The 25,898-nt window shown below is 64.9% G+C and carries 29 protein-coding genes; 8 read left to right on the top strand and 21 right to left on the bottom strand.

Annotated features, from left to right (window positions below; all coding sequences use genetic code 11):
• Positions 1-13: 13 nt before the first annotated feature.
• The 7 genes from AC07X9_RS15855 to AC07X9_RS15825 form a co-directional block, all read right to left on the bottom strand.
• Complete coding sequence (locus tag AC07X9_RS15855) at positions 14-202, bottom strand: Trm112 family protein (RefSeq protein ID WP_017183845.1); 189 nt, start codon at positions 200-202, stop codon at positions 14-16.
• A gap of 20 nt (positions 203-222) precedes the next feature.
• A complete protein-coding gene (locus tag AC07X9_RS15850; protein WP_017183844.1) occupies positions 223-837 on the bottom strand; it encodes an LON peptidase substrate-binding domain-containing protein in 615 nt (204 codons plus the stop codon).
• Positions 838-848: 11 nt separating this feature from the next.
• Positions 849-1,760, bottom strand: coding sequence for a tetratricopeptide repeat protein (locus tag AC07X9_RS15845; protein ID WP_026002523.1), 912 nt, complete (start codon positions 1,758-1,760; stop codon positions 849-851).
• Positions 1,761-1,978: 218 nt separating this feature from the next.
• Positions 1,979-2,821: a MipA/OmpV family protein gene (locus AC07X9_RS15840; RefSeq protein ID WP_017183842.1), complete on the bottom strand. Its 843-nt coding sequence runs from the start codon at positions 2,819-2,821 to the stop codon at positions 1,979-1,981.
• A 72-nt stretch (positions 2,822-2,893) separates the two neighbouring features.
• Entirely contained in the window at positions 2,894-3,331 is a 438-nt protein-coding gene (locus AC07X9_RS15835) for a DUF2141 domain-containing protein (RefSeq protein ID WP_017183841.1), read from the bottom strand.
• A complete protein-coding gene (locus AC07X9_RS15830) occupies positions 3,328-4,059 on the bottom strand; it encodes a sterol desaturase family protein (RefSeq protein ID WP_017183840.1) in 732 nt (243 codons plus the stop codon). The genes AC07X9_RS15835 and AC07X9_RS15830 overlap by 4 nt, the downstream gene beginning before the upstream one ends.
• Positions 4,060-4,272: 213 nt before the next feature.
• Complete coding sequence (locus AC07X9_RS15825; protein WP_017183839.1) at positions 4,273-5,163, bottom strand: prephenate dehydratase; 891 nt, start codon at positions 5,161-5,163, stop codon at positions 4,273-4,275.
• 185 nt (positions 5,164-5,348) lie between these two features.
• On the opposite strand from AC07X9_RS15825, the gene AC07X9_RS15820 reads away from it, so the two are divergent.
• Both AC07X9_RS15820 and AC07X9_RS15815 read left to right on the top strand, forming a co-directional pair.
• On the top strand, positions 5,349-5,969 hold the full coding sequence (locus AC07X9_RS15820) for a c-type cytochrome (protein WP_017183838.1): 621 nt from the start codon (positions 5,349-5,351) through the stop codon (positions 5,967-5,969).
• Between the two features lie 33 nt (positions 5,970-6,002).
• Positions 6,003-6,584 carry a GNAT family N-acetyltransferase gene (locus AC07X9_RS15815; protein ID WP_017183837.1) on the top strand — a complete coding sequence of 194 codons (582 nt, stop codon included), beginning with the start codon at positions 6,003-6,005 and terminating at the stop codon, positions 6,582-6,584.
• 7 nt (positions 6,585-6,591) lie between these two features.
• On the opposite strand, the gene AC07X9_RS15810 is transcribed toward AC07X9_RS15815, so the two are convergent.
• Both AC07X9_RS15810 and AC07X9_RS15805 read right to left on the bottom strand, forming a co-directional pair.
• Complete coding sequence (locus AC07X9_RS15810; RefSeq protein WP_017183836.1) at positions 6,592-7,005, bottom strand: nuclear transport factor 2 family protein; 414 nt, start codon at positions 7,003-7,005, stop codon at positions 6,592-6,594.
• Positions 7,006-7,071: 66 nt separating this feature from the next.
• Positions 7,072-8,406, bottom strand: coding sequence for a hemolysin family protein (locus AC07X9_RS15805; RefSeq protein ID WP_017183835.1), 1,335 nt, complete (start codon positions 8,404-8,406; stop codon positions 7,072-7,074).
• Between the two features lie 165 nt (positions 8,407-8,571).
• Between AC07X9_RS15805 and AC07X9_RS15800 the strand changes: the two genes are divergently transcribed.
• The gene (locus AC07X9_RS15800) at positions 8,572-9,252 is read left to right on the top strand and encodes a YiaD family glycine zipper/OmpA-like lipoprotein (protein ID WP_017183834.1); all 681 of its coding nucleotides are present in this window, start codon (positions 8,572-8,574) and stop codon (positions 9,250-9,252) included.
• Positions 9,253-9,316: 64 nt separating this feature from the next.
• Here the strand turns inward: AC07X9_RS15800 and AC07X9_RS15795 are convergent, their stop codons facing one another.
• The 12 genes from AC07X9_RS15795 to AC07X9_RS15740 form a co-directional block, all read right to left on the bottom strand.
• Positions 9,317-9,937, bottom strand: coding sequence for a MarC family protein (locus AC07X9_RS15795; protein WP_017183833.1), 621 nt, complete (start codon positions 9,935-9,937; stop codon positions 9,317-9,319).
• Complete coding sequence (locus AC07X9_RS15790; protein ID WP_017183832.1) at positions 9,934-10,608, bottom strand: hypothetical protein; 675 nt, start codon at positions 10,606-10,608, stop codon at positions 9,934-9,936. Before AC07X9_RS15790 ends, AC07X9_RS15795 begins: the two co-directional genes overlap by 4 nt.
• Positions 10,605-11,498, bottom strand: coding sequence for a bifunctional methylenetetrahydrofolate dehydrogenase/methenyltetrahydrofolate cyclohydrolase FolD (gene folD / locus AC07X9_RS15785; protein ID WP_017183831.1), 894 nt, complete (start codon positions 11,496-11,498; stop codon positions 10,605-10,607). Before folD ends, AC07X9_RS15790 begins: the two co-directional genes overlap by 4 nt.
• A complete protein-coding gene (locus tag AC07X9_RS15780; protein WP_017183830.1) occupies positions 11,495-11,812 on the bottom strand; it encodes a DUF167 domain-containing protein in 318 nt (105 codons plus the stop codon). Before AC07X9_RS15780 ends, folD begins: the two co-directional genes overlap by 4 nt.
• Positions 11,809-12,099, bottom strand: a complete 291-nt coding sequence (locus AC07X9_RS15775; protein ID WP_017183829.1) for a YggT family protein — start codon at positions 12,097-12,099, stop codon at positions 11,809-11,811. The genes AC07X9_RS15780 and AC07X9_RS15775 overlap by 4 nt, the downstream gene beginning before the upstream one ends.
• A gap of 192 nt (positions 12,100-12,291) precedes the next feature.
• On the bottom strand, positions 12,292-12,846 hold the full coding sequence (locus AC07X9_RS15770; RefSeq protein ID WP_017183828.1) for a DUF1993 domain-containing protein: 555 nt from the start codon (positions 12,844-12,846) through the stop codon (positions 12,292-12,294).
• A 34-nt stretch (positions 12,847-12,880) separates the two neighbouring features.
• Positions 12,881-13,798 (bottom strand): acetylglutamate kinase, encoded by a 918-nt coding sequence (argB, locus tag AC07X9_RS15765; RefSeq protein WP_019053099.1) that lies wholly within the window; start codon positions 13,796-13,798, stop codon positions 12,881-12,883.
• A gap of 220 nt (positions 13,799-14,018) precedes the next feature.
• A complete protein-coding gene (locus tag AC07X9_RS15760) occupies positions 14,019-14,690 on the bottom strand; it encodes a queuosine precursor transporter (protein ID WP_017183826.1) in 672 nt (223 codons plus the stop codon).
• Between the two features lie 107 nt (positions 14,691-14,797).
• A complete protein-coding gene (locus AC07X9_RS15755; protein ID WP_017183825.1) occupies positions 14,798-16,321 on the bottom strand; it encodes a Ppx/GppA family phosphatase in 1,524 nt (507 codons plus the stop codon).
• A gap of 5 nt (positions 16,322-16,326) precedes the next feature.
• Entirely contained in the window at positions 16,327-18,465 is a 2,139-nt protein-coding gene (locus tag AC07X9_RS15750; protein ID WP_017183824.1) for an RNA degradosome polyphosphate kinase, read from the bottom strand.
• Positions 18,466-18,470: 5 nt separating this feature from the next.
• Positions 18,471-19,109, bottom strand: coding sequence for a P-loop NTPase family protein (locus AC07X9_RS15745; RefSeq protein WP_017183823.1), 639 nt, complete (start codon positions 19,107-19,109; stop codon positions 18,471-18,473).
• The gene (locus tag AC07X9_RS15740; RefSeq protein WP_026002522.1) at positions 19,106-20,401 is read right to left on the bottom strand and encodes a hypothetical protein; all 1,296 of its coding nucleotides are present in this window, start codon (positions 20,399-20,401) and stop codon (positions 19,106-19,108) included. The genes AC07X9_RS15745 and AC07X9_RS15740 overlap by 4 nt, the downstream gene beginning before the upstream one ends.
• A gap of 225 nt (positions 20,402-20,626) precedes the next feature.
• Between AC07X9_RS15740 and purM the strand changes: the two genes are divergently transcribed.
• The 5 genes from purM (at position 20,627) to nadB (ending at position 25,806) form a co-directional block, all read left to right on the top strand.
• Complete coding sequence (gene purM, locus AC07X9_RS15735; protein WP_017183821.1) at positions 20,627-21,721, top strand: phosphoribosylformylglycinamidine cyclo-ligase; 1,095 nt, start codon at positions 20,627-20,629, stop codon at positions 21,719-21,721.
• 86 nt (positions 21,722-21,807) lie between these two features.
• Complete coding sequence (gene purN, locus AC07X9_RS15730) at positions 21,808-22,758, top strand: phosphoribosylglycinamide formyltransferase (protein ID WP_017183820.1); 951 nt, start codon at positions 21,808-21,810, stop codon at positions 22,756-22,758.
• Positions 22,759-22,799: 41 nt separating this feature from the next.
• Positions 22,800-23,738: an ABC transporter ATP-binding protein gene (locus AC07X9_RS15725; RefSeq protein WP_017183819.1), complete on the top strand. Its 939-nt coding sequence runs from the start codon at positions 22,800-22,802 to the stop codon at positions 23,736-23,738.
• A complete protein-coding gene (locus AC07X9_RS15720; RefSeq protein ID WP_081490952.1) occupies positions 23,735-24,178 on the top strand; it encodes an endonuclease domain-containing protein in 444 nt (147 codons plus the stop codon). Before AC07X9_RS15725 ends, AC07X9_RS15720 begins: the two co-directional genes overlap by 4 nt.
• 23 nt (positions 24,179-24,201) lie before the next feature.
• Complete coding sequence (gene nadB / locus AC07X9_RS15715; protein ID WP_017183817.1) at positions 24,202-25,806, top strand: L-aspartate oxidase; 1,605 nt, start codon at positions 24,202-24,204, stop codon at positions 25,804-25,806.
• Positions 25,807-25,898: the final 92 nt, after the last annotated feature.

The raw sequence follows: 25,898 nt of genomic DNA, 5'->3' as shown, positions 1-25,898 counted from the left end.
CTCCGTATTCGGCTCAGATCGCCACCGCCTCCCGCAGCAGCAGCACCGGCACGCCATCGCGCACCGGATAGGCCAGCCCCGTCGCGTCGGAGACCAGCGCCCCGCGCGCATCGTCCCAGCGCAGCGGCGTGCGCGTCACCGGGCAGACCAGCTTGGCCATCAGCCACGGGTCGACCGGCGCGCCAGCACCTGAACCGCTCATTGCCCCGGTCATTGCCCCATTCATTGCATCGTCGCGCCGCCATCGCGCTCGATCCGGCCGAAAATCTGCATCAGCTGGATGATCCGTTCCGACCGTTCGCCCAGCGTGTCCGCCTCCAGCAGCGTCTGCTTGGCCGCCGCGTCGAATGGCGCGATCTGGGCGATGCCATTGACCAGCGCCATATCATCGAGCCGCGACACCGCCGTCCAGTCGACGACATAGCCCAGCGCATCGGCAAAGCGGCGAGATTCCTGCTCCAGCGCCGCCCGCTCTACCGCATGCAGCACCTCATCCTCCTGCGGCGCCTGCATCACATCGGCCTCGATCTGGCGGAACTGCGTCGTTACCGGCAATTCGCGCACCACCTTGAACCGCGCCAGCCCGGTCAGGATGATGTTGAACCGCCCATCGTCCAGCGCCTCGATATGGCTGACATGGCCCAGGCACCCCATGTCGAACAGGGGCGGCACCGGCCCGTCGCCACGCGGCTGGATCATGCCGATCCGCCGGTCCCGCGCCATCGTGTCCTGAATCAGCGCGCGGTATCGCGGCTCGAAAATATGCAGCGGCAAATCCATACCGGGCAGCAGCAGCGCGCCGGACAGCGGGAATATCGAGACGCGGGCGAGAGGCACCGGCCGGGCCGTCAGGCGAACAATATCTGCGACAGCTTGCGACGCTGCGCCGATACCCAGGGATCTTCCAGCCCGACCGCCTCGAACAGGGTCAGCAATTGCGTCCGCGCCGCGCTGTCATTCCACGCCCGGTCGCGCCGCACGATCTCCAGCAGCGCCTCCGCCGCGCCGTCCCGGTCGCCATTGGCCATCAGCCCGCCCGCCAGTTCGAACCGCGCGGCATGATCGTCCGGGTCGGCTGCGACCTTCGCCTCCAGCCCCGACAGGTCGGCCACCGGCTTGGCGTCACGCGCCAGGGCAATCGCCGCGCGCGCGCGATCTACCGCCTGATCCTTCGCCGCATCGGCGGGCAGCGCGTCCAGCACCGCGTCCGCCTCGTCCAGCTGCCCCATCGCCACCAGCGCCCGCGCCTGGCCCGACGCCACATCGGCATGGCCGGGCACCATGTCGGCAATCTGGGCAAAGATCGACAGAGCACGCTCGGCATCGCCCGCCGCCAGCGTTTCCTCGGCCATGGCGATCAATGGGGCGATTTCCAGTTCCTGCGCCTTTTCCTCCGATTCGATCGGCAACTGGCCCAGCAACTGGTCGAGATATTGTTTGAGCTGCCCTTCAGTCCGCGCCTGGGACAGGTCGGCGACCGGCTGCCCCTGGAACACGGCATAGACGGTCGGGATCGACTGGACCCGGAACTGGCTGGCGATAAAGCCATTTTCGTCGACATTCACCTTGACCAGCTTGACGCCCTTGGCCGCATAGTCGGCGCACACCTTCTCGATGATCGGCGTCAGCTGCTTGCACGGACCGCACCATTCGGCCCAGAAATCCACGATCACCAACTGCGTGCGCGAAGGCTCCACCACGTCGCGGCGAAACGCCTCCACGGCCAGCTTGTCGGCCTCGCTCATTCCCAGGGTCGCCACGCTTTCATCTCCTGCCACTGCGGTACGTCGCCGCCTCCATAGCCCGCAATATGGGTAGCGTCACCCTCCCCGCAAGGCAGGAGATACGCGCGCTGCAACAAACTCGCCCGCTCCCCTGCCCGGATGCCCTACGCCAGTATTCTATGGGTGGCCGGGTGGGGGAGCGGGCCGGTGCGGCAGCACAAATGCGCTCTTTCGCGCATTTTTAAAAAAACTTCTCAGAAAGTATAGCCAACCCCGAGCGCGGCGAGAAACTGGTTCTTCGACCCGGCAATCGCCACCACGGGCGAATCGGCATAGCGGCCCAGCATCCGCGAATAGCCAATCGCGCCGACGATCACCCAGCCCTTGCGGATGTCGCCGGACAGGGAATAGCCCCCCGTCAGATTGGCGTTGACGCGCCGGAACCCGGAACTGCTGCCGCCGCGCGTATAGACCGGCAGGCCGCTTGCCAGCGCGCCCGCTGCATCGACATCGAAATAATAGCGGCCAAACTTCTTGCCGACATAATCGGCCGACAGGCCGATGCCCGCAAAGCTGCGGATCGACAGCGGCGTAAAATATTCGATCGCGGGGGTGACGATATAGCTTTCATGCGCGCCCGCGACATCCTTGGTCACCGCGACCCGCGCGCTCAGATTGTCATAGGCGCTGGTGATGATCCCGGTCTTGCCGATGCCGACATAGCCGCCGACCTCGACTGCGGTATCGCGCTTGCCCAGCGCTTCGACCGCGCTGTCCTTGATCTGCTTGCGGCTGGTCCGGTCCAGCCGGACGCCCACGGCCGGCCCCGCCTGAAAGTCGATGCCGCTATCATCCCGGTTGGGAATGGCATCGAAAAACAGCTTGGGGCCACGGGTGAAGAAGGCATGATCCTTCACCTTGCCGCGCAATTGCGGGCCAACGATCAATCGGGAATCGTCGGACCCTTCATAGCTGGGGACGGAAGCGACGCCCACGCCAATGGTCAGGCTGCTGTGATCCTCCGCCTCCTGCGCCAGCGCGGGCGCGGCGGCCATGAAAGGAAGGGTAAGGAGGAGGATGCGGGTAAGCTGGTTCATAAGGCCCCTGTTCAGCCAATGGCGGTCGGCCAGAGAATGTTTCACGCCGGTTACAGGTTCCGCCGGATATGCCTACAGGAAATATTTGACCCGGATATCCTGTTCCACCGGCGCGCCTGCGACCGCAAAACTGGCCGATCGGAAACTGGGCGCGCCAAAGCGCAGCACCGGATTGCGGGAAAAGCCGACCCCCTCGCGCGGGATGCCCGCGAACGTATCCAGCTTGCCATTGCCATTTTCGTCATGGACGATCGCGATGGCGTAATCGCCCGGCGTCACATTGCCGATCGTCACCGCGCCACCCCTGGCCGCTACAGCAAAATGCCGCTTGTCGGGATCGTCGCTGCAATCCGGGAAATAGCGCGGCACCCGCGTCACGCACACCAATATCTGTCCCTTGGTCGATCGCAGCCCCTCCAGCGCCATGATGAGCGGCTGCGGCTGCCCCAGCGGCGCCGCGCCCAGCAACAGCGGAACCAGCAACGTCAACCCACCGGCCCGCCCCTTCACGCGCGCGCCTTTGCCGTAAAATCGCCCAGCCCCCGGTCCGTGCCGCACAATCGGTCCCAGACCCGGAAATAGAGGCCGTAATTGCAGGCATAGAGGTCATGATGCCGCTGATGATGGGTGGCGGTGATCAGCCAGCCGCCCAGCGGCCCGCGCACCATCCAGCGCGGAAACATCTCCCACCCCATATGATTGCTGACCCCCATGATCGTCATGATCGTCAGCACCGCCGCCAGCGCGCCGACATGGATCGGGATGATGAACACCAGCGCCGGTATCACCACCGCCCCGGTCAGCGCTTCCCAGGGGTGAAAACTCATCGCCGCCCAGGCCGTCGGCGGGCGGCTGGCATGATGCACCGCATGGGCGATGCGAAAGGGCTTGGGCCGGTGCATCCAGCGATGCGTCCAGTAAAACCATGTGTCATGTGCGGCCAGGTAAAGCAGTACCGACACGGGGAGGTACCAGATCGGGAAGGCTGCGACATCGGTATAGATGCGCGTCCATCCGCGCGCCTGCCATCCCCATGCGACGATCCCGGCGGGGATGCCGTAAATCAGCGCGGACAGCAGCGACCAGCCGATCTCCCGACGCATCTGCCGCTCCAGCCCGCGATACAGGCCCGGCTGCCGCACTCGCGTCGCCAGCGCAAAACCGCCGCTCGCCAGCAGATAGCGAACGCCGACAATGGCGCTCATCGCCAAAGCGGACCAGAAAATAGCTGCGACCATCCAGCGCCTATAGCCCAAACAAATCCCGGCATCCCAACGAAAGCTGCAATCCCGTCTTTTTCTTCGCACAACTGTGACATCCTCCCCTTGCAGGGGAGGTGGCAGCACGACGTGCTGACGGAGGGGTGTTACCCTATCGAGACGGCGACACCCCTCCGTCTGGCCTGCGGCCCGACACCTGCCCTTGAAGGGAGGATGATCGGTTGCGCGCGCCTAAGTCCGTGGCCGCGCCTGCCGATAACTGCCCAGCATCCGCACCCATTTGGTGTGGAATTCCAGTTCCGCCAGCGCCCGGTCGACCGCCGGGTCGCCCGGCATGCCTTCAATATCGCAGAAAAACTCCGTCGCGGCGAAACTCGCGCCGCGTTGATAGCTTTCCAGCTTGGTCATGTTGACGCCGTTGGTCGCAAAGCCGCCCATCGCCTTGTAGAGCGCGGCGGGGACATTCTTCACCTCGAACAGGAAAGTCGTCATGACCGGCCCGACATTGGCGACCGGCATCCGCGGCGCGCGCGCCAGCACCAGGAAGCGCGTCACATTATCGTCGCTATCCTCGATATTCTCCGCAATCAGCCGCAGGCCGTAAATCTCCGCCGCCAGATAGGGCGCGATCGCCCCTTCGCCGGGCAGGCGCGTTTCCGCCACCAGCGCCGCTGCGCCCGCCGTATCGGCATAGGCGACCGGCTGGATGCCCCGTTCGCGCAGATAATGGCGGCATTGGCCCAGCGCCTGGGGATGGCTGATCGCGCTTTTGACCGGGCTGTTGTCCGGCGCCATCAGGCAATGGCGCACGCGCAGGAAATATTCGTCCACGATGGACAGGCCCGATTCGGGCAGCAGGAAATGCATGTCCGCCACCCGCCCGTGCAGGCTGTTTTCGATCGGGATGATCGCCCGTTCCGCCTGTCCGTTGCGCACGGCATCGATCGCATCCTCGAATGCGAAACAGGGCAAAGGCACGCAATCGGGCGCATAGCCAAGCGCCGCCAGATGCGAATTGGCCCCCGGCGCGCCCTGATAGGCAACGGCGCGGGCCGGGTCGGCGGCGGCTTTTTCAGCCAGTTGCGCGACAATCGCGCGCGCGGGGGCGGGATAGTTTTCCATGGATGGCTGCGCGCTTAGGCAGTTGCGCGGGGCCGCGCAAGCGTCGGCGGCGCAAGCGCGACGCTCCCCTGCGCATTTGTGGTGTCAAGCCGGGTTGCACGTTCGCGTGTCCGCCATTATGGCAACGGCCAAGAGGGGGCGCCAAGACAGCCGCCCGAACAGAAATGCAAGGGAAATCGAGCGAAATGGGCGATCGTTTCAATACCGTAGCGGGCTGGGCGCTGTTCGCTGGCATTATCGCGCTCGGCGGCGCGATCGTCAGTTCCAAATATTTCCATGACGAACGGCCCGAACCGATGGGCTATGCGATCGAAGGCGTCGAGGCTGAAGGCGAAGGCGCGGCTTCCGGCCCCGGCCTCAACACCCTGCTGGCCAGCGCGGACGTCGCAGCGGGCGAGAAGGTGTTTGCCAAGTGCGCCGCCTGCCACACCATCACGTCGGGCGGCGCCAACGGCATCGGTCCCAACCTGTATGCGACGGTCGGCGAGGAAATCGGCAAGGGCAAGGGCGGTTTCGCCTTCTCGGCGGCGCTGTCCGGCAAGGGCGGCAGCTGGACCTTCGAAAATCTCGATCACTGGCTTAAGAGCCCGCGTGAATTTGCGCCTGGCACCAAGATGACCTTTGCGGGCCTTGGCAATCCGGTCGATCGCGCCAACCTGATCGCCTGGATGAACACGCAGGGTTCCAACCTGCCGCTGCCAGCTGCCGACGCTGCGCCGGCCGCCGAAGGCGCGAACGCCGCCGAAGCCGAAGCGGGCAACGCTGCCAATGCGAGCGAAGCTCCGGCAGCGAACGCTGCCGAGTAAAGCCCGATCGGTACGCCGGTCGACATATGCGAATTGACGGGCGCGGCACTGGTTGCCGCGCTCGATTCGTTGGCGGACCTGCGCATCGCGGTGTTCAGGGACTTCCCCTATCTCTATGACGGGGACCGCGCCTATGAGCGCGATTATCTGGCCGCTTATGCCGACAGCCCCGGCGCGCTGGTCGTCGGCGCCTTTGCCAGGACCGATCAGGGCGACAGGCTGGTCGGCGCCGCCACCGCCGCGCCGATGGCCGATCATGCCGCCGCCTTCGCCGCCCCCTTCCGCGCGCGCGGCATGGATATTGGCCATGTCTATTATTTCGGCGAATCGGTCCTGCTGCCCGAATGGCGCGGCCATGGCATCGGCCACGCCTTTTTCGACCGGCGCGAAGCCAGGGCGCGCGACCTTGGCTTTTCCATCGCCGCCTTCTGCGCCGTCATCCGCCCGGCCGATCACCCTGCCCGCCCCGCCGGCTACAGCCCGCTCGACCCCTTCTGGCACAAGCGCGGCTTTGCGCCGGTCGATGGGCTGATCGGCCAGTTTGGCTGGAAGGACAGGGGCGACGCCGTCGAAAGCGACCACCCGATGCAATTCTGGGTGAAAAGGCTGGACTGATCGTCGCTCAGCGCTCCGGCACCCAGACCGCGCCCTTGATATGGCGGATCAGTCCGTCCGCATCGAGCAGGTAGAGGATCAGAAACTCCACATCTGCGCTGCCACCACGATTGACCGGCGTCATGCCCGGATAACCCTTTTCCGCCAGCACGGCCGGGGTCAGATCCTTCAGCCCTTCAAAGCGGATGACGACATGGGCGACGAAGCCGTCCTGGCCCGGATAAAAGCCGCGGAACAACACGGTTTCACGGATATAGTCATGGAAAAACGCATAGAATTCGCGGAACGCCGCCTTTCCCTGGACCTTGAACCCCGCATTTTCCAACGCGAAATCGTCGGCAAAAAACGTCTCCAGCGTCTTGTAGTCGCGCGCGTTGAACGCAGCGACATAGGCCAGATAATCCTGTTCGGTAAATCGCATGATCCTCTCCTTTGGGGAAGATCATAACGAATGTTAGTATTTCGGCAACCGATTGTCCCGCGCGCCTCAGCGCTCTGCGACCAGCACTTTGTCGATCTTGCGCCCGTCCATATCGACAATCTCGAAACGGAAACCCTGATCGTCGACGAAATCGCCGACTTCCGGCAGGCGCTTGAGCAGCCACAGCGCATGGCCCGCCACGGTCGCATAATCGCGGTCCTCCGACAGGCCGATGCCGATCCGCTCGGCCAGCTGGTCGATCGGCATCTGCCCGGATACCAGCAGGCTGCCATCCTCCCGTTCCACCACGTCAGGCTCGTCATAGGCGTCGCGATCGGACGCGAAATGGCCCGCAATCGCCGACAACAGGTCGGCCGGGGTCACGATCCCCTCGAAATGGCCATATTCGTCATGGACCATCACCATCGGCACGTCCGACCGGCGCAGCACTTCCAGCGCGTCCATCGCATCGACCTGGTCAGGCACCACCTCCGCCTTGCGCATCAGCGCGCCGACATTCAGCGTCTCGCCCCGGAACAGCGCGCTCATAATGTCGCGCGCCTGGACGATGCCGACAATATCCTCCACCGATCCGCGGCCCACCGGCAACCGGGTATGGGGCGTTTCCAGCAATCGCGCGCGAATCGTCGCGTCATCCGCCGCAATGTCGATCCAGTCGACGTCCATGCGCTGCGTCATCACCTCGCGCACCGGTCGGTCGGCCAGCCGCACCACGCCTGAAATGATCGCCCGTTCGCTTTCCTCGATCACGCCCGACCGGCTGGCTTCGGCAACGATCAGATGCAGCTCCTCGGCGGTCACATGCTGTTCCGATTCGCGGTTCATCCGCAACAGCTTGAAGATCAGCGCGCTCGACCCGTCGAGCACCCACACGACCGGCGCGGTCGCCTTGGACAGCCACAGCATTGGCCCGGCCATGATCACCGCAATCGGTTCGGGCGCGCGCAGCGCAAATTGCTTGGGCACCAGTTCGCCAATGATCAGCGATGCATAGGTGGTAAAACCGATGACCAGCGCAAAGCCCAGATTTTCCGCGGCATTGAACGACAGGCCTATGCCCAGATTCTGGCCCAGCGCATAGAGCCGTTCGCCGACCGGGCCGCCCAGGCTCGCGCCCGAATAGGCGCCAGCGACAATGCCGATCAGGGTGATGCCGATCTGCACGGTGGACAGGAATTTGCCCGGATCGCTCGCCAGCCGCAACGCCGTCGCCGCGCCCTTGCGCCCGGCCTTCTCCAGCCCCTGCAAGCGCGGCTTGCGCGCCGATACGATGGCAAGCTCCGACATCGCGAAAATACCGTTCAACGCCACCAGGGCGAGAATGATGAAAAGATCGGCCCAGGGAAAGGGCGTCGGATTGGGAAGGGGGATCGTGGCCATGGCGGTCAGCGACCTCCTATAACCGTTATTCTTTCAATTGCACAACATCCCCATCATCGCCCGTTCAGTTCGCTTGTGGAACAAACACATAGCTCGGTGATTTTGGGGTTATTCGGCTCATACGGGCGCCAAAACGAGATTCAGGAAAGACAAGGGATCAGGATCATGAAGATTTCTCACCGCATCATCGGCGCGGCAGGCCTGGCCGCGATGCTGGCCACCACCGCCTGCACGACCGATCCCAACACCGGTCAGCGCACCATTTCCAAGGCCGCGATCGGCGGCATCGGCGGCGCGCTGGGCGGCTATCTGCTGGGCGATCTGGTCGGCGGGCGCAATGACCGGACCGAAAAGATTCTGGGCGCTGGCATTGGCGCCATCGCGGGCGCGGGCGTCGGCGCTTATATGGACGCCCAGGAACGCAAGCTGCGCGAAGAAACCGCCGGCACGGGCGTCGACGTGATTCGCGACGGCGACAATCTGCTGCTGCGCATGCCCTCCGGCATCACCTTCGGCTATGACCGCGCCGATGTGCAGCCCCAGTTCCAGCCAACGCTCAACGACGTCGCGAGCGTGCTGGCGCAATATCCCAAAACCTATATCGACGTGCTCGGCCATACCGACAGCGACGGGTCGGACGCCTATAACCAGACCCTGTCGGAACGGCGCGCCCGCTCCGTCGCCGACTATCTGATCGGTCGCGGCGTCCAGTCCGCCCGCATCGGCACGCGCGGCTATGGCGAAACCCAGCCGATCGCGTCCAACGCGACCGAAGAGGGCAAGGCCGCCAACCGCCGCGTGGAAATCAAGATCGCCCCCGTCACCGAAGCCGACGTGCGGGGTTAAGTCCCAATAAACCCCTCCCTTTCAGGGGAGGATAGGGGGTGGGGGCGTGCCCCACCCCCTATCCTCAAAAACTCGCCTTCAACCCGTCGATCACGAACTGCGCCGCCAGCGCGGCCAGCAGCACGCCCAGCAGCCGGGTGATCACCGCCTCTATCCTGTGACCCAGCAGCGCCATCAGCGGCCCCGCCGCCAGCAACGCGCCCAGCATCAGCATCAGCGTCACGACGACAGCGCCCAGCACCACCATCCGTTCGCCCATGCCATCGGCGCGCGACATCAGCAGCATGACGGTAGCGATCGATCCCGGCCCGGCGATCATCGGCATTGCCATCGGGAATACCGACACATCCTCGACATGCCGCTCTTCGGCGCTGATCTTCTGCGCCCGGTCCTCGCGCCGCTGGGTGCGCTTTTCGAACACCATGTCCATCGCGATCATGAACAGCATGATGCCGCCAGCGATACGGAAACTGTCGAGCGCAATCCCCAGCACGCCCAGCAACTGCTTGCCCCATAGCGCGAACACCAGCAGGATCGCGGCGGCAATGCCGACCGCGCGGATCGCCATCGCCTTGCGCTGCGCCACCGTCGCGCCGCCGGTCAGGCTGGCATAGATGGGCGCGCAGCCGGGCGGGTCGATCACCACGAACAGGGTGACGAAGGCGGAAATGAACAATTCGGTCATGATGCCGCCCCTACCCTGTCGTCGATCACAATATCATAGTCGCTGCCATTCCACATCCGCACCGTGACGCGGCGGCCGCCATCGGGCGCAACCTGCGCCGACCAGAGCAGGCTCTCGTCGGGCGGGGGCAGCGGCGCGTCCTTTCCTGCGGCTGGCGGGCCATCCTGCGGCGGGCCTTCGCCGCGCGCGGGCCGCTTGCATGTCGCCACCTTGCCGCTCAGAAATTCCGGCGCCTCGCGCGCCTTGGCCAGCGTGTCGCCATGATCGGCGATCCACTTCCAGGCGCCCTTCTTGTCGCGCCGCCAGATGGTCGTGAAATAACCGACCGCGCCATCGGGCCGGGTCCAGTTGCCGGTGCTGGCGGCCAGATTGCCGTTGCAGGAGACATAGACGACGGATGGCGACCATTTGACCGACGCGGGCGGATCGGCCCGTCCCTTCAGCCACGCCTTCGCCGACACCTGCTGCGGCACGAACATCACTGCATCATCGTCGGCCGTGGCGCGAAAGGCGGTCCACTGCCCCTTCTCCTGCGCCAGCCGGCTAAAGGCGATTTCGGCGGCGATCACGGAACTGGGATCGGGCTGAAAGCGCATCGGCGGTTTCGCCGCGACCAGCACCGCCGCGCCCAAAACCAGCAGCGGTGCCAGCAGCGTCGGGCGCACCCTCACAGGCCGTCGGGCTTCGCCAGCCCGGCGCGGGCATGGGCCGCGACCAGCGTATTGCGCAGCAGCACCGCGATCGTCATCGGCCCGACGCCGCCCGGCACCGGCGTAATCGCGCGGACATGGGCCAGCGCCTCGGCCGTCGCGACATCGCCCACGATCCGGCTCTTGCCATCCTCGGTATCGGCCACCCGGTTGATGCCCACGTCGATCACCGTCGCGCCGGGCTTGATCCATTCGCCCTTGACCATTTCGGCCCGCCCCACGGCAGCGACGACAATGTCGGCGCGATGGACGATGCTCGCAATGTCGCGGGTGCGGCTATGGGCGATTGTCACGGTGCAGCTTTCCGCCAGCAGCAATTGCGCCATCGGCTTGCCGACAATGTTCGACCGGCCCACCACGACGGCTTCAAGGCCGCTCAGGTCGCCCAGTTCGTCCTTCAGCAGCATGATGCAGCCCAGCGGCGTGCAGGGGACCAGCGCCTCCTGCCCCGTCGCCAGCTTGCCGGCATTGACGACATGGAACCCGTCGACATCCTTGGCCGGGTCGATCGCGGCCAGAACGGCGCTCTCGTCGATATGATCGGGCAGCGGCAACTGGACCAATATGCCATCGACCCGCTCGTCATGGTTCAGCTCCTCGATCAGGTCGAGCAGATCGTCCGCGCCGATGCTCGCCGGGCGCTTGAACTCATAGCTTTCCATGCCGGTGGCGACCGTCATCTTGCCCTTGTTGCGCACATAGACTGCGCTGGCCGGGTCTTCGCCCACCAGCACCACGGCCAGGCCCGGCTTGCGCCCCGCCTGCGCGGCGAAAGCGCTCACGCCCTCCGCCACCTTGTCGCGCAGCCCCGCCGCAAAAGCCTTGCCGTCGATGATCTTGCCGATGGTCATGTCACGTCAACCTGTTCTTCTATGATGGCGATCAGGCGCGGCTGTGCGCCGCCCCGGATACGCAGCCGCTTTAGCCGGTTGCTGTCCCCCGATTCCAGCGAAATCGCCCCCTTGGTCCAGTCGAGATATTTGCTGAGCAGGGCGACAAGCGCGTCGTTGGCCCGCCCTTTTTCCGGCACGGCGGTCACGCGGGCGGACAGCCATTGCGCGCCCTTTTCATCCGTCCATATGCCGCCGATCGCGGCCTTCGATGCGCCGGGGGTCAGCCGGACGGCCAGGATCAGGTCGTCGCCCGTCTGGCTCCAGACCGTCACACCAGCCCGAACAGCGGCGGCAACACCGCCTGGCGGATGATCAGGATCGCCAGCAGCACGACCATCGGCGAAAGGTCCAGAGCGCCCAGATCGGGCATGACCTTGCGAATGGGATTGTAGATGGGCGCGGTCATCCGGTCGAGCGCGGTCATGACGGTCCGGACGAAATCACTGCCCATATTCACGATGTTGAACGCGATCAGCCAGCTCATGACGGCCTGAATGATGATGATCCACCACAGCACGTCGAGCAGGATGACGATGATCTGATAAAGCGCGTAGGCCATGAGGTCTCCGAAAAATATTGCCTCTCTCTACCCCGTCCGATGGCCGGGGGACAAGCATCGCCGCACGCTTTCCGAAAGCTTTTTCCTGGCTGGCATGGGCATCACAGGCACATAGGGTATCGGGCCGAACCGGCGCATGATCGCATCGGCGCAATGCTGACCGGGCGTGCGCCGCGCCGGGACATGCCGCGATCAGGCGGTCGGCATCGTTCCCGGCCGCAAATGGGGCAGCATGTGCGCGACATAGTCCGCCTTGCCCAGTTCCACCCCATTGGCCCGCAGGATCGCATAGGCCGTCATCAGGTGAAAATAAAATTGGGGCAGCGCCCAGTCGCGCGCATATTGCTCGGCGGACAGATCGAAAATCATGCCGTTGGGCAGCGCATGGGCAATCATCGTCCCGACTGCGGCATCCAGCGCGTCGGGCGCGAGCCCCTCCAGCAAGGTCAGGGTCTGCGCGATCCGGCCCTTGGCATCCGCGATCGAACCGGGATGCTCCGCCCCATTGCGCCCCTCATCGCGCAACGCGCCCAGCGAATCCGGAAAATCCTCTCCCTTCAGTCGACACATCGCTTCCTGCGCCTGCACGCAGGCGAAGCGGATCTGCGTCGACAGGGGGAACATGTCGGGCGCCAGACGCGCGGACAGCAGTGCATCGCCGGTGGAACCATCCGCCTTCTCCAGCCAGGTGGACAGACGATTGAGCATCTGCACGAAGGTCGGGACTAAAAGATTGGTCAGCGACATGGATCGGCTCTCCGGACAGGGTGCAGGCGACGGCTTATTTGCGGATCAGCGTGCCCGCGCCGCGCTTGGTGAAGATTTCCAGCAGCATGGCATGCGGCACCCGCCCGTCCAGAATGACCGCGGCGTCCACCCCGCCCTCGACCGCCTTGACGCAGGTTTCCAGCTTCGGGATCATGCCGCCGCTGATCGTGCCATCCTGTTGCAGCACCTCGATCGCGGCGGGATCAAGATCGGTCAGCAGATTCTTGTTCTTGTCCAGCACGCCCGCCACGTCGGTCAGCAGGAAGAAGCGCGACGCGCCCAGTTCCGCCGCGATCGCGCCCGCCATCGTGTCGGCGTTGACATTATAGGTATGGCCATCCGCGCCGATGCCAACCGGCGCGACGACGGGAATGATGCCGTCCTGCGTCAGCGTATCCAGGATACGCCGGTCGACCTTCACAGGATCGCCGACAAAGCCAAGGTCCACATTGCGCTCGATCCCCGAATTGGGGTCCGCCTCGCGCTTGCCCAGCACCTTTTCGCAGACGACCAGCCCGCCATCCTTGCCGGAAATGCCGACCGCCCGGCCACCAGCGCCCGCGATCCAGCCGACGATTTCCTTGTTGATGGAACCGGCCAGCACCATTTCGGCGATCTTGGCGGTTTCCGCGTCCGTTACGCGCAGCCCGCCGATAAATTCCGATTCGACGCCCAGCTTCTTGAGCATCGCGCCGATCTGCGGCCCACCGCCATGGACGACGACGACATTGATGCCGACCGCCTTCATCAGCACGACATCCTCGGCGAAATCGCGCGCCGCTTCCGGGTCGCCCATCGCATGGCCGCCATATTTCACGACGAAGGTCTTGCCCGCATAGCGCTGCATATAGGGCAGCGCCTCGACGAGGGTTTCAGCCTTGGCGAGCAGCGCCGGGACGGGATCATGCGAACTGGTCATGCGCGGGCGCATAGGGGCAAAGCGGGCGAGGAGCAAGAAGCGACGCGCGCCCGCTCGCTTCGCGCGCCAACCGGCATCATCCGACGCCGTCGAAGCTATCGAAGCCAAGCCTCCCAACACCGCGCAACGCCGCATTACAATTCGATTAGTTAGCTAACTAATTCATTTCCGCCATTATCGTGCATATGTTCGGCTTACTGTCGCACATTGTCGGGGCCGACTGCCGCCGCCCTCAGCGGTCCAGCCGCCGCCCCAGCGCCACCAGCAGATAAATGACCGGCGGCACCAGTAATGCGGACAGCACGACCTTGGCCAGCATCTGGCCCAGCAGCAGTTCGCCGATCGGAAAGACGCCATAAAAGGCGATGGTCACGAACAGCAGCGTGTCGGCGATCTGCGACAGGATGCTCGCCACCGCCGCGCGCAGCCACAGCAGGCGACCGCCCTCCCGCCCCTTGAGCATCGCGAACAGGGTCACGTTCAATGTCTGCGACACGCCATAGGCGATGATGCCGCCCGCCCAGATGCGCGGCGTGCCGCCCATCATCATGGCAAAGGCTTGGGCGCGGGCCGGGTCCATATCTCCCGCAGCGGGAGCCGCCAGGACCAGGACCGACAGCAGGATAGAGGCAATCAGCGGCAGGAAGCCGATCTGCACCAGCCGGTTGGCCACCGCGCGGCCATGAAGCTCGGCCACCGCGCTGGAAATCGTCACCAGCAGCAGGAAGGCGAAAATCCCCGCCTCCACCGCCAGCGGACCCAGCCCCAATGCTGGCCCGATCGCCGATACCGGCCCCAGCGTCACCTGCTTGTTGCCCAGCACGCCCGCAATGCAGACCATGCCGCCATAAAAGATCGAAAAGCCAAAGAGCGATCGGCTGAGCGGCGCGGGAGAAGATGTCATCGCCGGGGCTTAGCCAAGATTACGCGGCAGGGGAAGGTGGGCAGTGCGGGCATGTTGCTCGGTCCGTCATCCCCGCGTCCACTGGCATGACGAACCTGTTGAAGTCCCTACCCGTCACCCCGCACCAGCCGATATTTCACGCCCAGCGTCTGTGCCAGATGCCGCAACCGCCGTTCCACCACTTCGCCACCCAGCGCCACATCGTCGCTGTCCAGTTCCAGCAGCAACAGCCCGTCCCGCAACGTCAGCCGCGTATGGGTCAGCGGCCGCTCAACCCCGCCGGACAGGCGCTGCGCGAGTCGGATCGCCAGCCCCCACAGCATTGCGCGGCGCAGCGCCTCGGCACTGGCGAGCCGTTCCAGCCCCGGCGCGATCGCCGTGCCACCGCCAAAATGGCTGAACAGCGCCTGCCCCAGCATCGCCCGCTCCGCCGCGGTGATACCCACCCAATTGCTGTGCAGCGCAATCTCCATGCCCCGTTCGGCGCGGAAATCGGGATTGGCGCGCCAGCCGACATCGGCCAGCAGGCAGGCAGCGCGGCGGATACGGCGGGCGGCGGGCGCATCATCGGCGAACAGGGGCGCGATCCAGCGCTCGATCCGGTCGCCATGGCCGCGAAACCGCGATTGCGCCTCCCCCTCCGCTTCGGCTGCGACCAGCAGCGGATCATGCGCCCGAATTTCGGGCGGCAACCCTTCGAACAGCAATCCCTCGCGCAGGCCATAGGCGGACACGACCAGACGGCTCGACCGCAACTGGCGCACGACCACCGACAGCAAGGCCGCCGCATCGCCCAGCGTCGGCACGCGCGACCCGCTCATGCCCGGAATTTCCTTCAACCGCGCGCGATCGACATGGGACACGATACGGATCAGCTGCTCGGCGCGGGTCGCGGGCATTTCATATTGATGCACCACCGGCAGCGGAAACTGGGTCAGTTGCATGTCGAACCGCGCCAGCGCCCGCCACGACCCGCCGACCAGGTAGAATGGCAGGTCAGGCGCCTGATGCCACCCGGCATCGGCCAGCATCTTGGCCACCTGCCGTTCCAGCAACCTTGGCCCCTTGGCGCGGATTTGCGGCAGGCGCAGCACACCCAGCGGCAGGGATATGGTGTCATGCACCTGCCCATCCCTGATCCGCGCCAGTTCCAGACTGCCACCGCCCAGATCGCCGACGATGCCGTCCGCGTGCGGAATGCCCGACAGCACGCCCATCGCCGCGCCGACCGCTTCCTGCCGGCCCGACAGCAATTCCACCGTCAGCCCCATGGCGGCAGCGCGGGCGATGAATTCCGGCCCGTTGGTCGCGTCCCGCACCGCCGCGGTCGCCACGCAGCGAATATCGGCAACCTTCATCTGTCGGCACAGATGGGCAAAGCGTTCGGCCGCGCGCAGCCCGCGCTCCATCGGTTCCGGCTCGATCTGTCCGGTCCGCGCCAGCGCCGCGCCCAGCCCTGCCATCACCTTTTCGTTGAACAGGATGAACGGGATGCGGCGCGGCCCGTCATACACCACCAGACGCACACTGTTGGAACCAATGTCGATGATCGCGGTGCGACCCGTCGTCGGTTGCGCCGACATCGTCATCGTATGCGCCGCTTCGCGGACCCGGCTGAGCATGGAATTCATCAGGCTCAGGTCCGCCCGCGCAGGCGCAATGTCGGCACCGCTTCATTGTCCAGCGCCGCGCCGCGCCCCGACAGGGACGGGTTCGTCATGAAATAGCGGTGCAGGTTGAACGGCTTGTCGCCCGGATCGAGCCTGGTGTAATGCCCCGTGCTGTCGAGCGTCCAGCTTTGTTCGCTGTCGATCAGATTGGCGACCATCACCTGGTCCAAAATCTGGTCATGCACGGTCGGATTTTCGATCGGGGCCAGGAATTCGACGCGCCGGTCGAAGTTGCGCGGCATCCAGTCGGCCGAACTGATATAGACTTTGGCGCCGTTATTGGGCAGCGCCTTGCCATTGCCGAACACCGCAATGCGGCTATGCTCCAGAAAACGGCCGACCACCGACTTGACCCGGATATGCTCCGACATGCCCGGCACGCCGGGGCGCAGGCAACAGATGCCCCGCACGATCAGGTCGATCTGCACCCCGGCATTGCTGGCGGCATAGAGTTTTTCGATCAGCGCCGGGTCGACCAGGCTGTTCATCTTGGCCCAGATGGTGCCGGGGCGACCGGCGCGGACATGGTCGATCTCGGCATCCACCATCGCGCACAGATGATCGCGCAGGCTGCGCGGCGACATGACCAGCTTTTCCAGCCCCTGCGGCTCAACATAGCCGGTGATATAGTTGAACAACGCGGCGGCATCCCGGCTGAAGGCCGGATCGGCGGTGAAGAAGCTCAGATCGGTATAGATGCGGGCCGTGACCGGATGATAATTGCCGGTGCCAAAATGGCAGTAGCTGCGAAACTGGTCCCCCTCGCGCCGGATCACCATCGACACTTTGGCGTGGGTTTTCCAGTCGATGAAGCCGTAGACGACCTGCACGCCGGCCCGCTCCAGCGCGTCGGCCCACATCAGGTTCTGCTCTTCGTCGAACCGCGCCTTCAATTCGACCACGGCGGTCACGGACTTGCCCGCCTCCGCCGCGTCGATCAGCGCGCGGATGATCGCGGACTGTTTGCCCGCGCGATAGAGCGTCTGCTTGATCGCCACCACATCGGGATCGACCGCCGCCTGCTTCAGAAACGCGACGACGACGTCGAACGCCTCATAGGGATGGTGGACGACAATATCCTTCGCCCGGATCGCGGCGAAACAATCGCCGCCATATTCGCGGATGCGTTCGGGAAAGCGCGGCGCATAGGGTTCGAATTTCAGGTCGGGCCGATCCTCCTCGACGACGCCGGACAGGTCGCCGATGCCGATGAACCCCTCCACCTCGACCACTACGGCCTCATGGCCCTGAAGCATGTCCTGCAACATCTCCTCGACCGGTTCGGGGATGCGCTCTTCTATCTCCATGCGGATGACGCGGCCCCGGCGGCGGCGCTTGATCGCGCTGCGATAGTGGCGGACCAGATCCTCGGCCTCTTCCTCGATCTCGATGTCGCTGTCGCGGATGATGCGGAACACGCCGCTGTTGCGCACCATATATCCGGGGAACAGATCCACCGAAAAACGCCGCACCACCGCCTCCAGCGCCATGTAACGCGCCGGTTCGCCGGGAATGCGGACAAAGCGTGCAAGCGAGGCGGGGATCATCACCAGCTCGCGGATCGGCTGCTTGTCCGACAGGCGTTGCAGGTCGAAGACGATCGACAAGCCCTGATTGGGGATGAAGGGAAAGGGATGGGCCGGGTCCAGCGCCTGCGGCGTCAGGATCGGGAAAATCTGGTTCAGGAAATGGTCCCGCAGCCAGGCTTCGCTCAGCGGATCGATCGGACTGGTCGGGCCGACCACTTCGATCCCCACCTGCGCCAGCTCACTATGGACGACGCCCCACACCTTCTGCTGCGCCTGCATCAGGCGGTCGGTTTCCGCCGCAATGGCCGTCAATTGCTGCCCCGCGGTCAGCCCGTCGGCCGAACACATGTCCACGTCCTGCAACTGCTGGCCCTTGAGGCCCGCGACCCGGACGGAGAAGAATTCGTCCAGATTGGCGCCGGAAATCGACAGGAAGCGCAACCGCTCCAGCAGCGGATGGGCGCGGTTCATCGCCTCCTCCAGCACGCGCTGGTTGAACGCCAGCCAGGACAGCTCGCGGTTGAAATAGCGACCCATCGGCTGGGTCAGGCTGGTCGCGGGATCGGCTTCGGCCACTGGGATCACTCGCATGGATCGAGGGAAGGGTCAGGCGCTACTATAGGCAGATAGCCAGCGCCTTGCAGGCAGTCTTTTGCCATTGAGATGGAAATCTTACGGCCAGATGACAAAGCCGCCTGGTCGAGCAGCCGCGTAACCGCCGCGATTGCGCCATAGCTGCGCTCGATCCGGCGCAACAGCCAGTCGGGCAGGTCGGCGGCGAAGCGTGCCCCCGCCGCGCCCAACTGGCGCTCGATCAGCGCGCGCGCCAGCGCCTCGTCCGGTTCGGCGATCGCGACATGGGGCGCAGCGGCCAGCCGCGATCGCAGGTCGGGCAGCGCCACGGTCCAGCTGGCGGGGGGCGCATGGCCGATCATCAGCAATGGCTGGCGGCTCGTCTGCGCCTCGTTCCAGGCATGGAACAGCGCATGTTCGTCCTTTCCCTGCGCGTCGTCGATCACGCTGCCACCGCTCATCTGCGCGAAATGGCGCGCCAGCGTCGATCGGCCCGACAGGGGCGGCCCGGTCAGCACGCTCACCGACAGCGGCCAGTCGCGCCAGCGTTCCAGATGGGCGACCGCCTGGGCATTGGCGTCGCTGACCAGAAAATCTCCGCCGCTGGCCGCGCCTTGCCAGTCGAAAGGCAGGCTGATCTGGCTCATTGCTGTGATGGAGGCGTCGGCTGCGGCGCCTGCCTGCGCACGATGCGCAGGGTGGTGCCTGATACGCTGACGGTGTAGCCGCGCGCCTGCAACCCGTTGCGCAGCATATCCACCGTGCCGTCAAAGCTGACCTGCATGACCGACGTGCCGCCCAGCGCCAGGCTGCTGGTCGATGCCGACCGCACGCCGGGGATCGCCCGCACCGCCGATTCGCCCGCGCTGATCGACCCGACATCGGGCGTGTCGAACTGGATCGCGAAACTGCTGGTGCCGCTCGTGCTGGCCGCCGTCGGCAGATCGTCCGTCTCGATCACCGTATCCGTCGCATTCTCGATCGCCAGCGCGTCAGGATCGACCGGCTCCTCGATGATCAGCGACGGGTCGGGCCGCAGGCGGCCATCATTAAGCGCGCGGATATACATTTCGTCGATCCGCCGCGCGCCCTCGTCCAGCATCTGCGCGACGCCGCTGGCATTGGACGCGCGCAGCGTCACGCTGCCGATCAGGCTGTTGTCCGGGCCATAGCGCGCGGTGAAGGTGCCGGTCACCGGGCCGCCGGGATAGGCGCGGTCCAGCCGCGCGATCGGGATCACCACGTCGGCCGCGCCATATTGGTCGAGCAGCACCCGCCACCACAGGCGTCCGCGCCGCCCGGTCTGTCCGGCCGTCAGCAATATCGGGTCCGCGACCGACCCGGCCACGCGCACATAGTCGATCGCGCTGTCGCCGGTGCGATACCGCGCCCAGGCCTTCTGCCATTCGTTGGTCCGTTCATAGGACACCGCAGATCCGCCATCCCACAGAACCGGTATCACCAGCAGCGGCGGCGACCGCATGACATTGCCCGACACGCCCAGCAATTGCCCGGTACGCGCCCGGTCGAACAATATGCCCAATGTCGCGACATAACGGGTCGGTCCGGCCTGCTCGAAATCAATCTCTATGCCCGAAACCATCGCCTCGATCTGCGAATCGGACAGGGCCGGCGCGCCGCCGCCGCCATGGGTGCGCGTCCACAGCATCCGCCACGCCTGCCGCTGCGCCATCCGCCACCCGGCATAGCGGGCGCTGTCGGCATCCTTGGCCACGACATCGACCTTGACCCCGCGCACCTCGAAATCGCCGCCACTGGCGATCGGCGGGACGCCCCGCTCCCCCTCCATCTGCGCAAACAGCGCTGCGGCAATCAGGCCGATGGCGATGGCGAGGAGGATCTGGACCGGGCGCGACACGGCGCGCAGCAGCGCGCCGGGCTGGAACGGCAGGCGGTTAAGGGTCTGGCTCAGGCTCACGAGCGCCTTTTGGCGGGATTTGCCCAGGATGCCAAGCGCCAACCTTCAAGACCCCTCACCCCTACCGTTCGGGCTGAGCGAAGTCGAAGCCCTCTGCTGAACGCAGTGAAGCACCTCACTACGCTCGGTGGAACGCTTCGACGTCGCTCAGGGCGAACGGATGTGCAATGATGCCGCCAAGATCGAAGGTTCCGTTTTGCCCGCCTTTGCTCTAGGGCGCTCCCCATGAGTGAGAACGAATCCTACAGCTACGCCAAGGCTGGCGTCGACATCGCCGCGGGCAACGCCCTCGTCCGCGCCATCGCGCCGCTGGCCAAGGCGACCCGCCGCCCTGGCGCAGACGCCGAACTTGGCGGATTTGGCGGCTTTTTCGACCTGAAGGCCGCAGGTTATGACGATCCGCTGCTGGTCGCGGCCAATGACGGCGTCGGCACCAAATTGAAGCTTGCGATCGACCATAATCGCCATGATGGCGTGGGCATCGACCTGGTCGCCATGTGCGCCAACGACCTGATCGTCCAGGGGGCCGAGCCGCTTTTCTTCCTCGACTATTATGCCACCGGCAAGCTGGAGAGCGGCGTCGCCGAACGTGTCATCGCCGGGATAGCCGAGGGGTGCCGGATCGCCGGTTGCGCGCTGATTGGCGGCGAAACCGCCGAAATGCCCGGCATGTACGGGCCGGGCGACTATGATCTGGCGGGCTTCTGCGTCGGCGCGGTCGAACGGCAGAAGGCGCTGACCGGCAATCGGGTCAAGGTCGGCGACGTGCTGTTGGGCCTGGCATCCTCCGGCGTCCATTCCAACGGTTTCTCGCTGGTCCGCCGCCTTGCCGCCGACAAGGGCTGGAAGCTCGACCGCCCCGCCATTTTCGATCAGGATATTTTGCTGATCGACGCGCTGATGGCGCCCACCAAAATCTATGTGAAAAGCCTGCTGCCCCTGGTCCGCGCCGGGATGATCAATGCGCTGGCCCACATCACCGGCGGCGGACTGCTGGAAAATATCCCGCGCGTCCTGCCCGACGGCTGCCATGCGATGGTCGATGCCGACGCATGGGACCAGCCGCGCCTGATGGCCTTCCTCCAGGCGCAGGGTCATATCGAACCGGGCGAAATGGCGCGGACCTTCAACTGCGGCATCGGCATGGTGCTGAGCGTCGAAGAAGGCCATGTCGCAGGCGTCACCACCGCGCTCGAAGCCGCGGGCGAGACCGTCCATCGCATCGGCGAAGTGCAGGCGGGCGAGAAGGGCTGCACCGTCCGCGGCTCGGTCGAGACATGGAGCGGCAAGGCCGACTGGCGCGCCACGCATCTAGGCTAAAATCACCCCCTCCGTTCGTTTCGAGCGAAGTCGAGAAACGGTCGCGCCAGGGTTCTCGACTTCGCTCGAACCGAACGGATGTTGTTATGCAAAAGGCAAAAGTCGGCGTCCTGATCTCCGGTCGCGGGTCCAACATGGCGGCGCTGCTCTATGCGGCCAAGGCGGAAAGCTGCCCCTATGAGATCGTACTGGTCGCCGCCAACGATCCCGATGCCGCTGGCCTGACGCTGGCCGCTGCGGAGGGCATCCCCACCTTCGGCCAGAGCCATAAAGGCCATAAGCGCGCCGAATTCGACCGGATCATCGACGCAAAGCTGCGCGCGGCGGGCGCGCAATATGTTGCGCTGGCAGGCTATATGCGCCTGTTGTCGCCCGAATTCGTGTCGGGTTGGGAAGGCCGGATGCTCAACATCCACCCCAGCCTGCTGCCCAAATATAAGGGGCTGGACACCCACCAGCGCGCCATCGACGCGGGCGACAGCCATGCCGGTTGCTCGGTCCATATCGTCACCGCCGAACTGGACGATGGCCCGGTGCTGGGCCAGACCGCCGTGGCGATCCTGCCCGGCGACACCGCCGACAGCCTGGCCGCCCGCATCCTCATCGCCGAACATCAGCTCTATTCCCGCACGCTGGCCGATTTCGTCACCCGCGAGCGCCAGCCCGACTGGCTGCTCAACAAGGTCCGTGAAAGCGCGCTGGCCCTGCCGCAGGCGGACGAGATTGTTTCGCACGGCATGCCCTGCTTCGGCATCGTCAAGGGCAAGAAATTCGCCTATTTCACCCGCGACCATCATGGCGACGGCATCATTGCCCTGCTGGTCAAAACCACCGCGCCCGAAGAACAGGCCAGCCTGATCGAAGCCGATCCGGCCCGCTATTACCGCCCCGCCTATTTCGGCAATGAATGGGTCGGCATCCGGCTGGACCTGGGCGACACGGACTGGGACCATGTGGCGCAACGGCTGCGCGAAAGCTGGCGTCAGGTCGCCCCGCGCAAGTTGCTTGGCCTCATGGACATTGCGGACGAATTCTGACCCCTTCCCTTTGCCCGGCCGGATCACCATAGAGTGGAGCCATGACCGACACGCCCGCATCCGCCCCAGAGGCCGCCATCGAGATCCGCAATCTCACCAAAATCTACAAGGGCGGCAAGCGCGCGCTCGACGGCATGAACCTGTCGATCCCGCGCGGCCAGATTTACGGTCTGCTCGGCCCCAATGGCGCGGGCAAATCGACGACGATCAATATCCTGGCGGGCATGGTCAACAAGACGTCGGGCACCGCGCGCATCTGGGGCTTCGACACGGACGTCAATCCGCGCAACGCGAAAAACTCCATCGGCATCGTGCCGCAGGAAATCGTGTTCGACCCCTTCTTCACGCCCTTCGAGACGCTGGAAAATCAGGCCGGCTATTATGGCGTGCCCAAGGGTCAGCGCCGATCGATGGAATTGCTGCGTGCCGTTCATCTGGAGGACAAGGCGCACGCCTATGCCCGCACATTGTCGGGCGGCATGAAGCGTCGCCTGCTGGTGGCCAAGGCGATGGTCCATTCCCCCCCGATCCTGGTGCTCGATGAGCCGACCGCGGGCGTCGACGTGCAATTGCGCCAGCAACTCTGGGCCTATGTGCGCGAACTCAATGCGCTGGGCGTCACCATCGTCTTGACGACCCATTATCTGGAAGAGGCCGAGGAGCTGTGCGACCGCATCGGCATCATCAACCATGGCCGCCTGATCGCCGACAAGCCGACCCGTGAACTGGTCGACATGGCGCAGGAAAAGGTGGTGCAGGTGACCGTGGACCGCGACATTACAACCCCGCCCGACGCTCCCTGTTTCGAGAAGGTCGAACGATCGGGCGACCGCACGCTGACCATCACCTACCTCAAGGACCGCGCCAATGCGGGCCAGGTGCTCAGCGCCGTGCAGGCCAGCGGCCTGGCGATTGTCGACGTCGTGACGCGCGACCCGGATCTGGAGGATGTGTTCCTCAATCTGACGGCGGCGGCGTGAACGACGAAGCCCATCTTGTCCCCCCTCCCGCAAGCGGGAGGGGGCTAGGGGGTGGGCAAACACGACCTTTCAAGCACCGCGCCACCCTTCGCGCCAAGGCATTGCGCCATAGCGCCACCACCCCGGAGCAATTGCTTTGGCAATGCTTGAAAGGACGAAAACTTGGCCACAAATTCAGTCGCCAAATGCCGATCGGGCCTTATTTCGCTGATTTTCTCTGTCGAGAATTGAAATTCGTCATCGAACTTGACGGCACCAGTCACGATCAAAGCGTCAATCATGACATTCGGCGTGATGCTTATTGCCATTCCCTCGGTTTCCAAATCTTGCGCATTTCTAATCGCGATGTGATGACAAACCTCGAAGGCGTGGTGTCGCATATCAAAACGACCCTTGCGCAGGCCCACCCCCACCCCCTCCCGCCTGCGGGAGGGGAGTAAATAAGAAGCAGCAAGACCATATAATGCCCACAACCACCCACGACGTCATCATCATCGGCTCCGGCGCTGCGGGGCTGACGGCCGCCATCAACCTCGCGCAGGATCGCAAGGTGCTGGTGCTGGCCAAGGGCGCGCTGGACGGCGGGTCGACCAACTGGGCGCAGGGCGGCATTGCCGCCGTACTCGACGCCGGTGACAGTTTCGAGGCGCATGTCGAAGATACGATGGTCGCGGGCGCTGGCCTCAATGATCGCGCCACGGTCGAGTTCGTCGTGTCCGAAGCGCCTGCCGCGATCGAGCGCCTTGCCAAACTCGGCGTTCCGTTCAACGCAGGTGAGGATTTCGGCGATCGCTGGCACCTGACACGCGAGGGCGGGCACAGCCATCGCCGCATCGTCCATGTCGATGATGCCACCGGCCATGCGGTGCAGGTCGCCCTGCTGAAGGCCGCCCGCGCCAATCCCAACATCACCCTGATCGACGATCTGATCGCGATCGACCTCATCACCTCCCGGCATGGCGAGCGCTATTCGGGCGATGGCCATGTCTGGGGCGTCTATGCCTTCAACAAGAAGACCAAGCATGTCGATGCGCTGCTGGGCAAGGCGACGATCCTGTGCACCGGGGGCGCGGGCCGCACTTATCTTTTCTCCACTGCCCCGCGCGGCGCAACCGGCGACGGCATCGCCATGGCCTGGCGTGCGGGTTGCCGCGTGTCGAACATGGAAATGAACCAGTTCCACCCGACCTGCCTCTATAATCTGGAGGTCAAGAATTTCCTGATCACCGAAGCGGTGCGCGGCGAAGGCGGGCATCTGAAACTGCCGCCCGGCGTACCCGGCGGCGGCGAGCGCTTCATGCCGCGATTCGACCCGCGCGAGGAACTGGCCCCGCGTGACGTGGTGGCCCGCGCCATTGACCATGAAATCAAGCGGCTGGGCCTCGATTATGTCCATCTCGACATCAGCCACAAGCCGCCGGAGTTTGTGCGGCAGCATTTCCCGACCATCTATGCCCGGCTGCTGGACCTGGACATCGACATTACCAAGGAGCCGATTCCGGTCGTCCCCGCGCAACATTATACCTGCGGCGGCGTGGTGATCGACCTGGATGGCCGCACCGACCTGCCGGGTCTCTATGCCGCCGGCGAAGTGACCGAAAGCGGCCTCCATGGCGCCAATCGCCTCGCGTCCAACTCGCTGCTCGAATGTTTCGTGTTCGGCGAAGCCGCCGCCAAACATATCCGCCATCACTGGGACGAATTGCCCGCCCCCCCGCCCATCCGGCCATGGGACGAAAGCCGCGTGACCAACAGTGACGAAGAAGTCATCGTCCAGCATAACTGGAAAGAGATACGTCGTTTCATGTGGGATTATGTCGGCATCGTCCGCACCACCAAGCGGCTGGAACGCGCCCAGCACCGCGTCGCCCTGCTGGCGCAGGAGGTCGATGATTATTACGGCAATTTCCGCGTCACCCCGGACCTGATCGAATTACGCAATCTGCTGGAAGTCGCCCGGCTGGTCGTGCGCTCCGCACTTCATCGCAAGGAAAGCCGGGGATTGCATTATACCCTCGATTATCCCGACATGCTGGAAAAGGCGGTCGACACGGTGCTGACGCCGTAAAAAAAATGGCGCGGTCGCCGGGTCGGCGCCGCGCCTCAAGGTGGAGGAGGGAGACGCTGGAAGCGCATCCGATTTCCGCCCTAGCCCTGTCG

This window comes from Sphingobium sp. GW456-12-10-14-TSB1 (genome assembly GCF_059424385.1).
This window is presented reverse-complemented; position numbering and strand designations above follow the sequence as displayed.

What these genes read in the sequence shown, in the direction of transcription:
- AC07X9_RS15855 (WP_017183845.1), bottom strand. Translation starts at nt 202, where the DNA reads ATGAGCGGTTCAGGTGCTGGCGCGCCGGTCGACCCGTGGCTGATGGCC.
- AC07X9_RS15840 (WP_017183842.1), bottom strand. Translation starts at nt 2,821, where the DNA reads ATGAACCAGCTTACCCGCATCCTCCTCCTTACCCTTCCTTTCATGGCC.
- AC07X9_RS15830 (WP_017183840.1), bottom strand. Translation starts at nt 4,059, where the DNA reads ATGGTCGCAGCTATTTTCTGGTCCGCTTTGGCGATGAGCGCCATTGTC.
- AC07X9_RS15825 (WP_017183839.1), bottom strand. Translation starts at nt 5,163, where the DNA reads ATGGAAAACTATCCCGCCCCCGCGCGCGCGATTGTCGCGCAACTGGCT.
- AC07X9_RS15820 (WP_017183838.1), top strand. Translation starts at nt 5,349, where the DNA reads ATGGGCGATCGTTTCAATACCGTAGCGGGCTGGGCGCTGTTCGCTGGC.
- AC07X9_RS15810 (WP_017183836.1), bottom strand. Translation starts at nt 7,005, where the DNA reads ATGCGATTTACCGAACAGGATTATCTGGCCTATGTCGCTGCGTTCAAC.
- AC07X9_RS15805 (WP_017183835.1), bottom strand. Translation starts at nt 8,406, where the DNA reads ATGGCCACGATCCCCCTTCCCAATCCGACGCCCTTTCCCTGGGCCGAT.
- AC07X9_RS15800 (WP_017183834.1), top strand. Translation starts at nt 8,572, where the DNA reads ATGAAGATTTCTCACCGCATCATCGGCGCGGCAGGCCTGGCCGCGATG.
- AC07X9_RS15795 (WP_017183833.1), bottom strand. Translation starts at nt 9,937, where the DNA reads ATGACCGAATTGTTCATTTCCGCCTTCGTCACCCTGTTCGTGGTGATC.
- folD (WP_017183831.1), bottom strand. Translation starts at nt 11,498, where the DNA reads ATGACCATCGGCAAGATCATCGACGGCAAGGCTTTTGCGGCGGGGCTG.
- AC07X9_RS15775 (WP_017183829.1), bottom strand. Translation starts at nt 12,099, where the DNA reads ATGGCCTACGCGCTTTATCAGATCATCGTCATCCTGCTCGACGTGCTG.
- AC07X9_RS15770 (WP_017183828.1), bottom strand. Translation starts at nt 12,846, where the DNA reads ATGTCGCTGACCAATCTTTTAGTCCCGACCTTCGTGCAGATGCTCAAT.
- argB (WP_019053099.1), bottom strand. Translation starts at nt 13,798, where the DNA reads ATGCGCCCGCGCATGACCAGTTCGCATGATCCCGTCCCGGCGCTGCTC.
- AC07X9_RS15760 (WP_017183826.1), bottom strand. Translation starts at nt 14,690, where the DNA reads ATGACATCTTCTCCCGCGCCGCTCAGCCGATCGCTCTTTGGCTTTTCG.
- AC07X9_RS15755 (WP_017183825.1), bottom strand. Translation starts at nt 16,321, where the DNA reads ATGAATTCCATGCTCAGCCGGGTCCGCGAAGCGGCGCATACGATGACG.
- AC07X9_RS15745 (WP_017183823.1), bottom strand. Translation starts at nt 19,109, where the DNA reads ATGAGCCAGATCAGCCTGCCTTTCGACTGGCAAGGCGCGGCCAGCGGC.
- purM (WP_017183821.1), top strand. Translation starts at nt 20,627, where the DNA reads ATGAGTGAGAACGAATCCTACAGCTACGCCAAGGCTGGCGTCGACATC.
- purN (WP_017183820.1), top strand. Translation starts at nt 21,808, where the DNA reads ATGCAAAAGGCAAAAGTCGGCGTCCTGATCTCCGGTCGCGGGTCCAAC.
- AC07X9_RS15725 (WP_017183819.1), top strand. Translation starts at nt 22,800, where the DNA reads ATGACCGACACGCCCGCATCCGCCCCAGAGGCCGCCATCGAGATCCGC.
- nadB (WP_017183817.1), top strand. Translation starts at nt 24,202, where the DNA reads ATGCCCACAACCACCCACGACGTCATCATCATCGGCTCCGGCGCTGCG.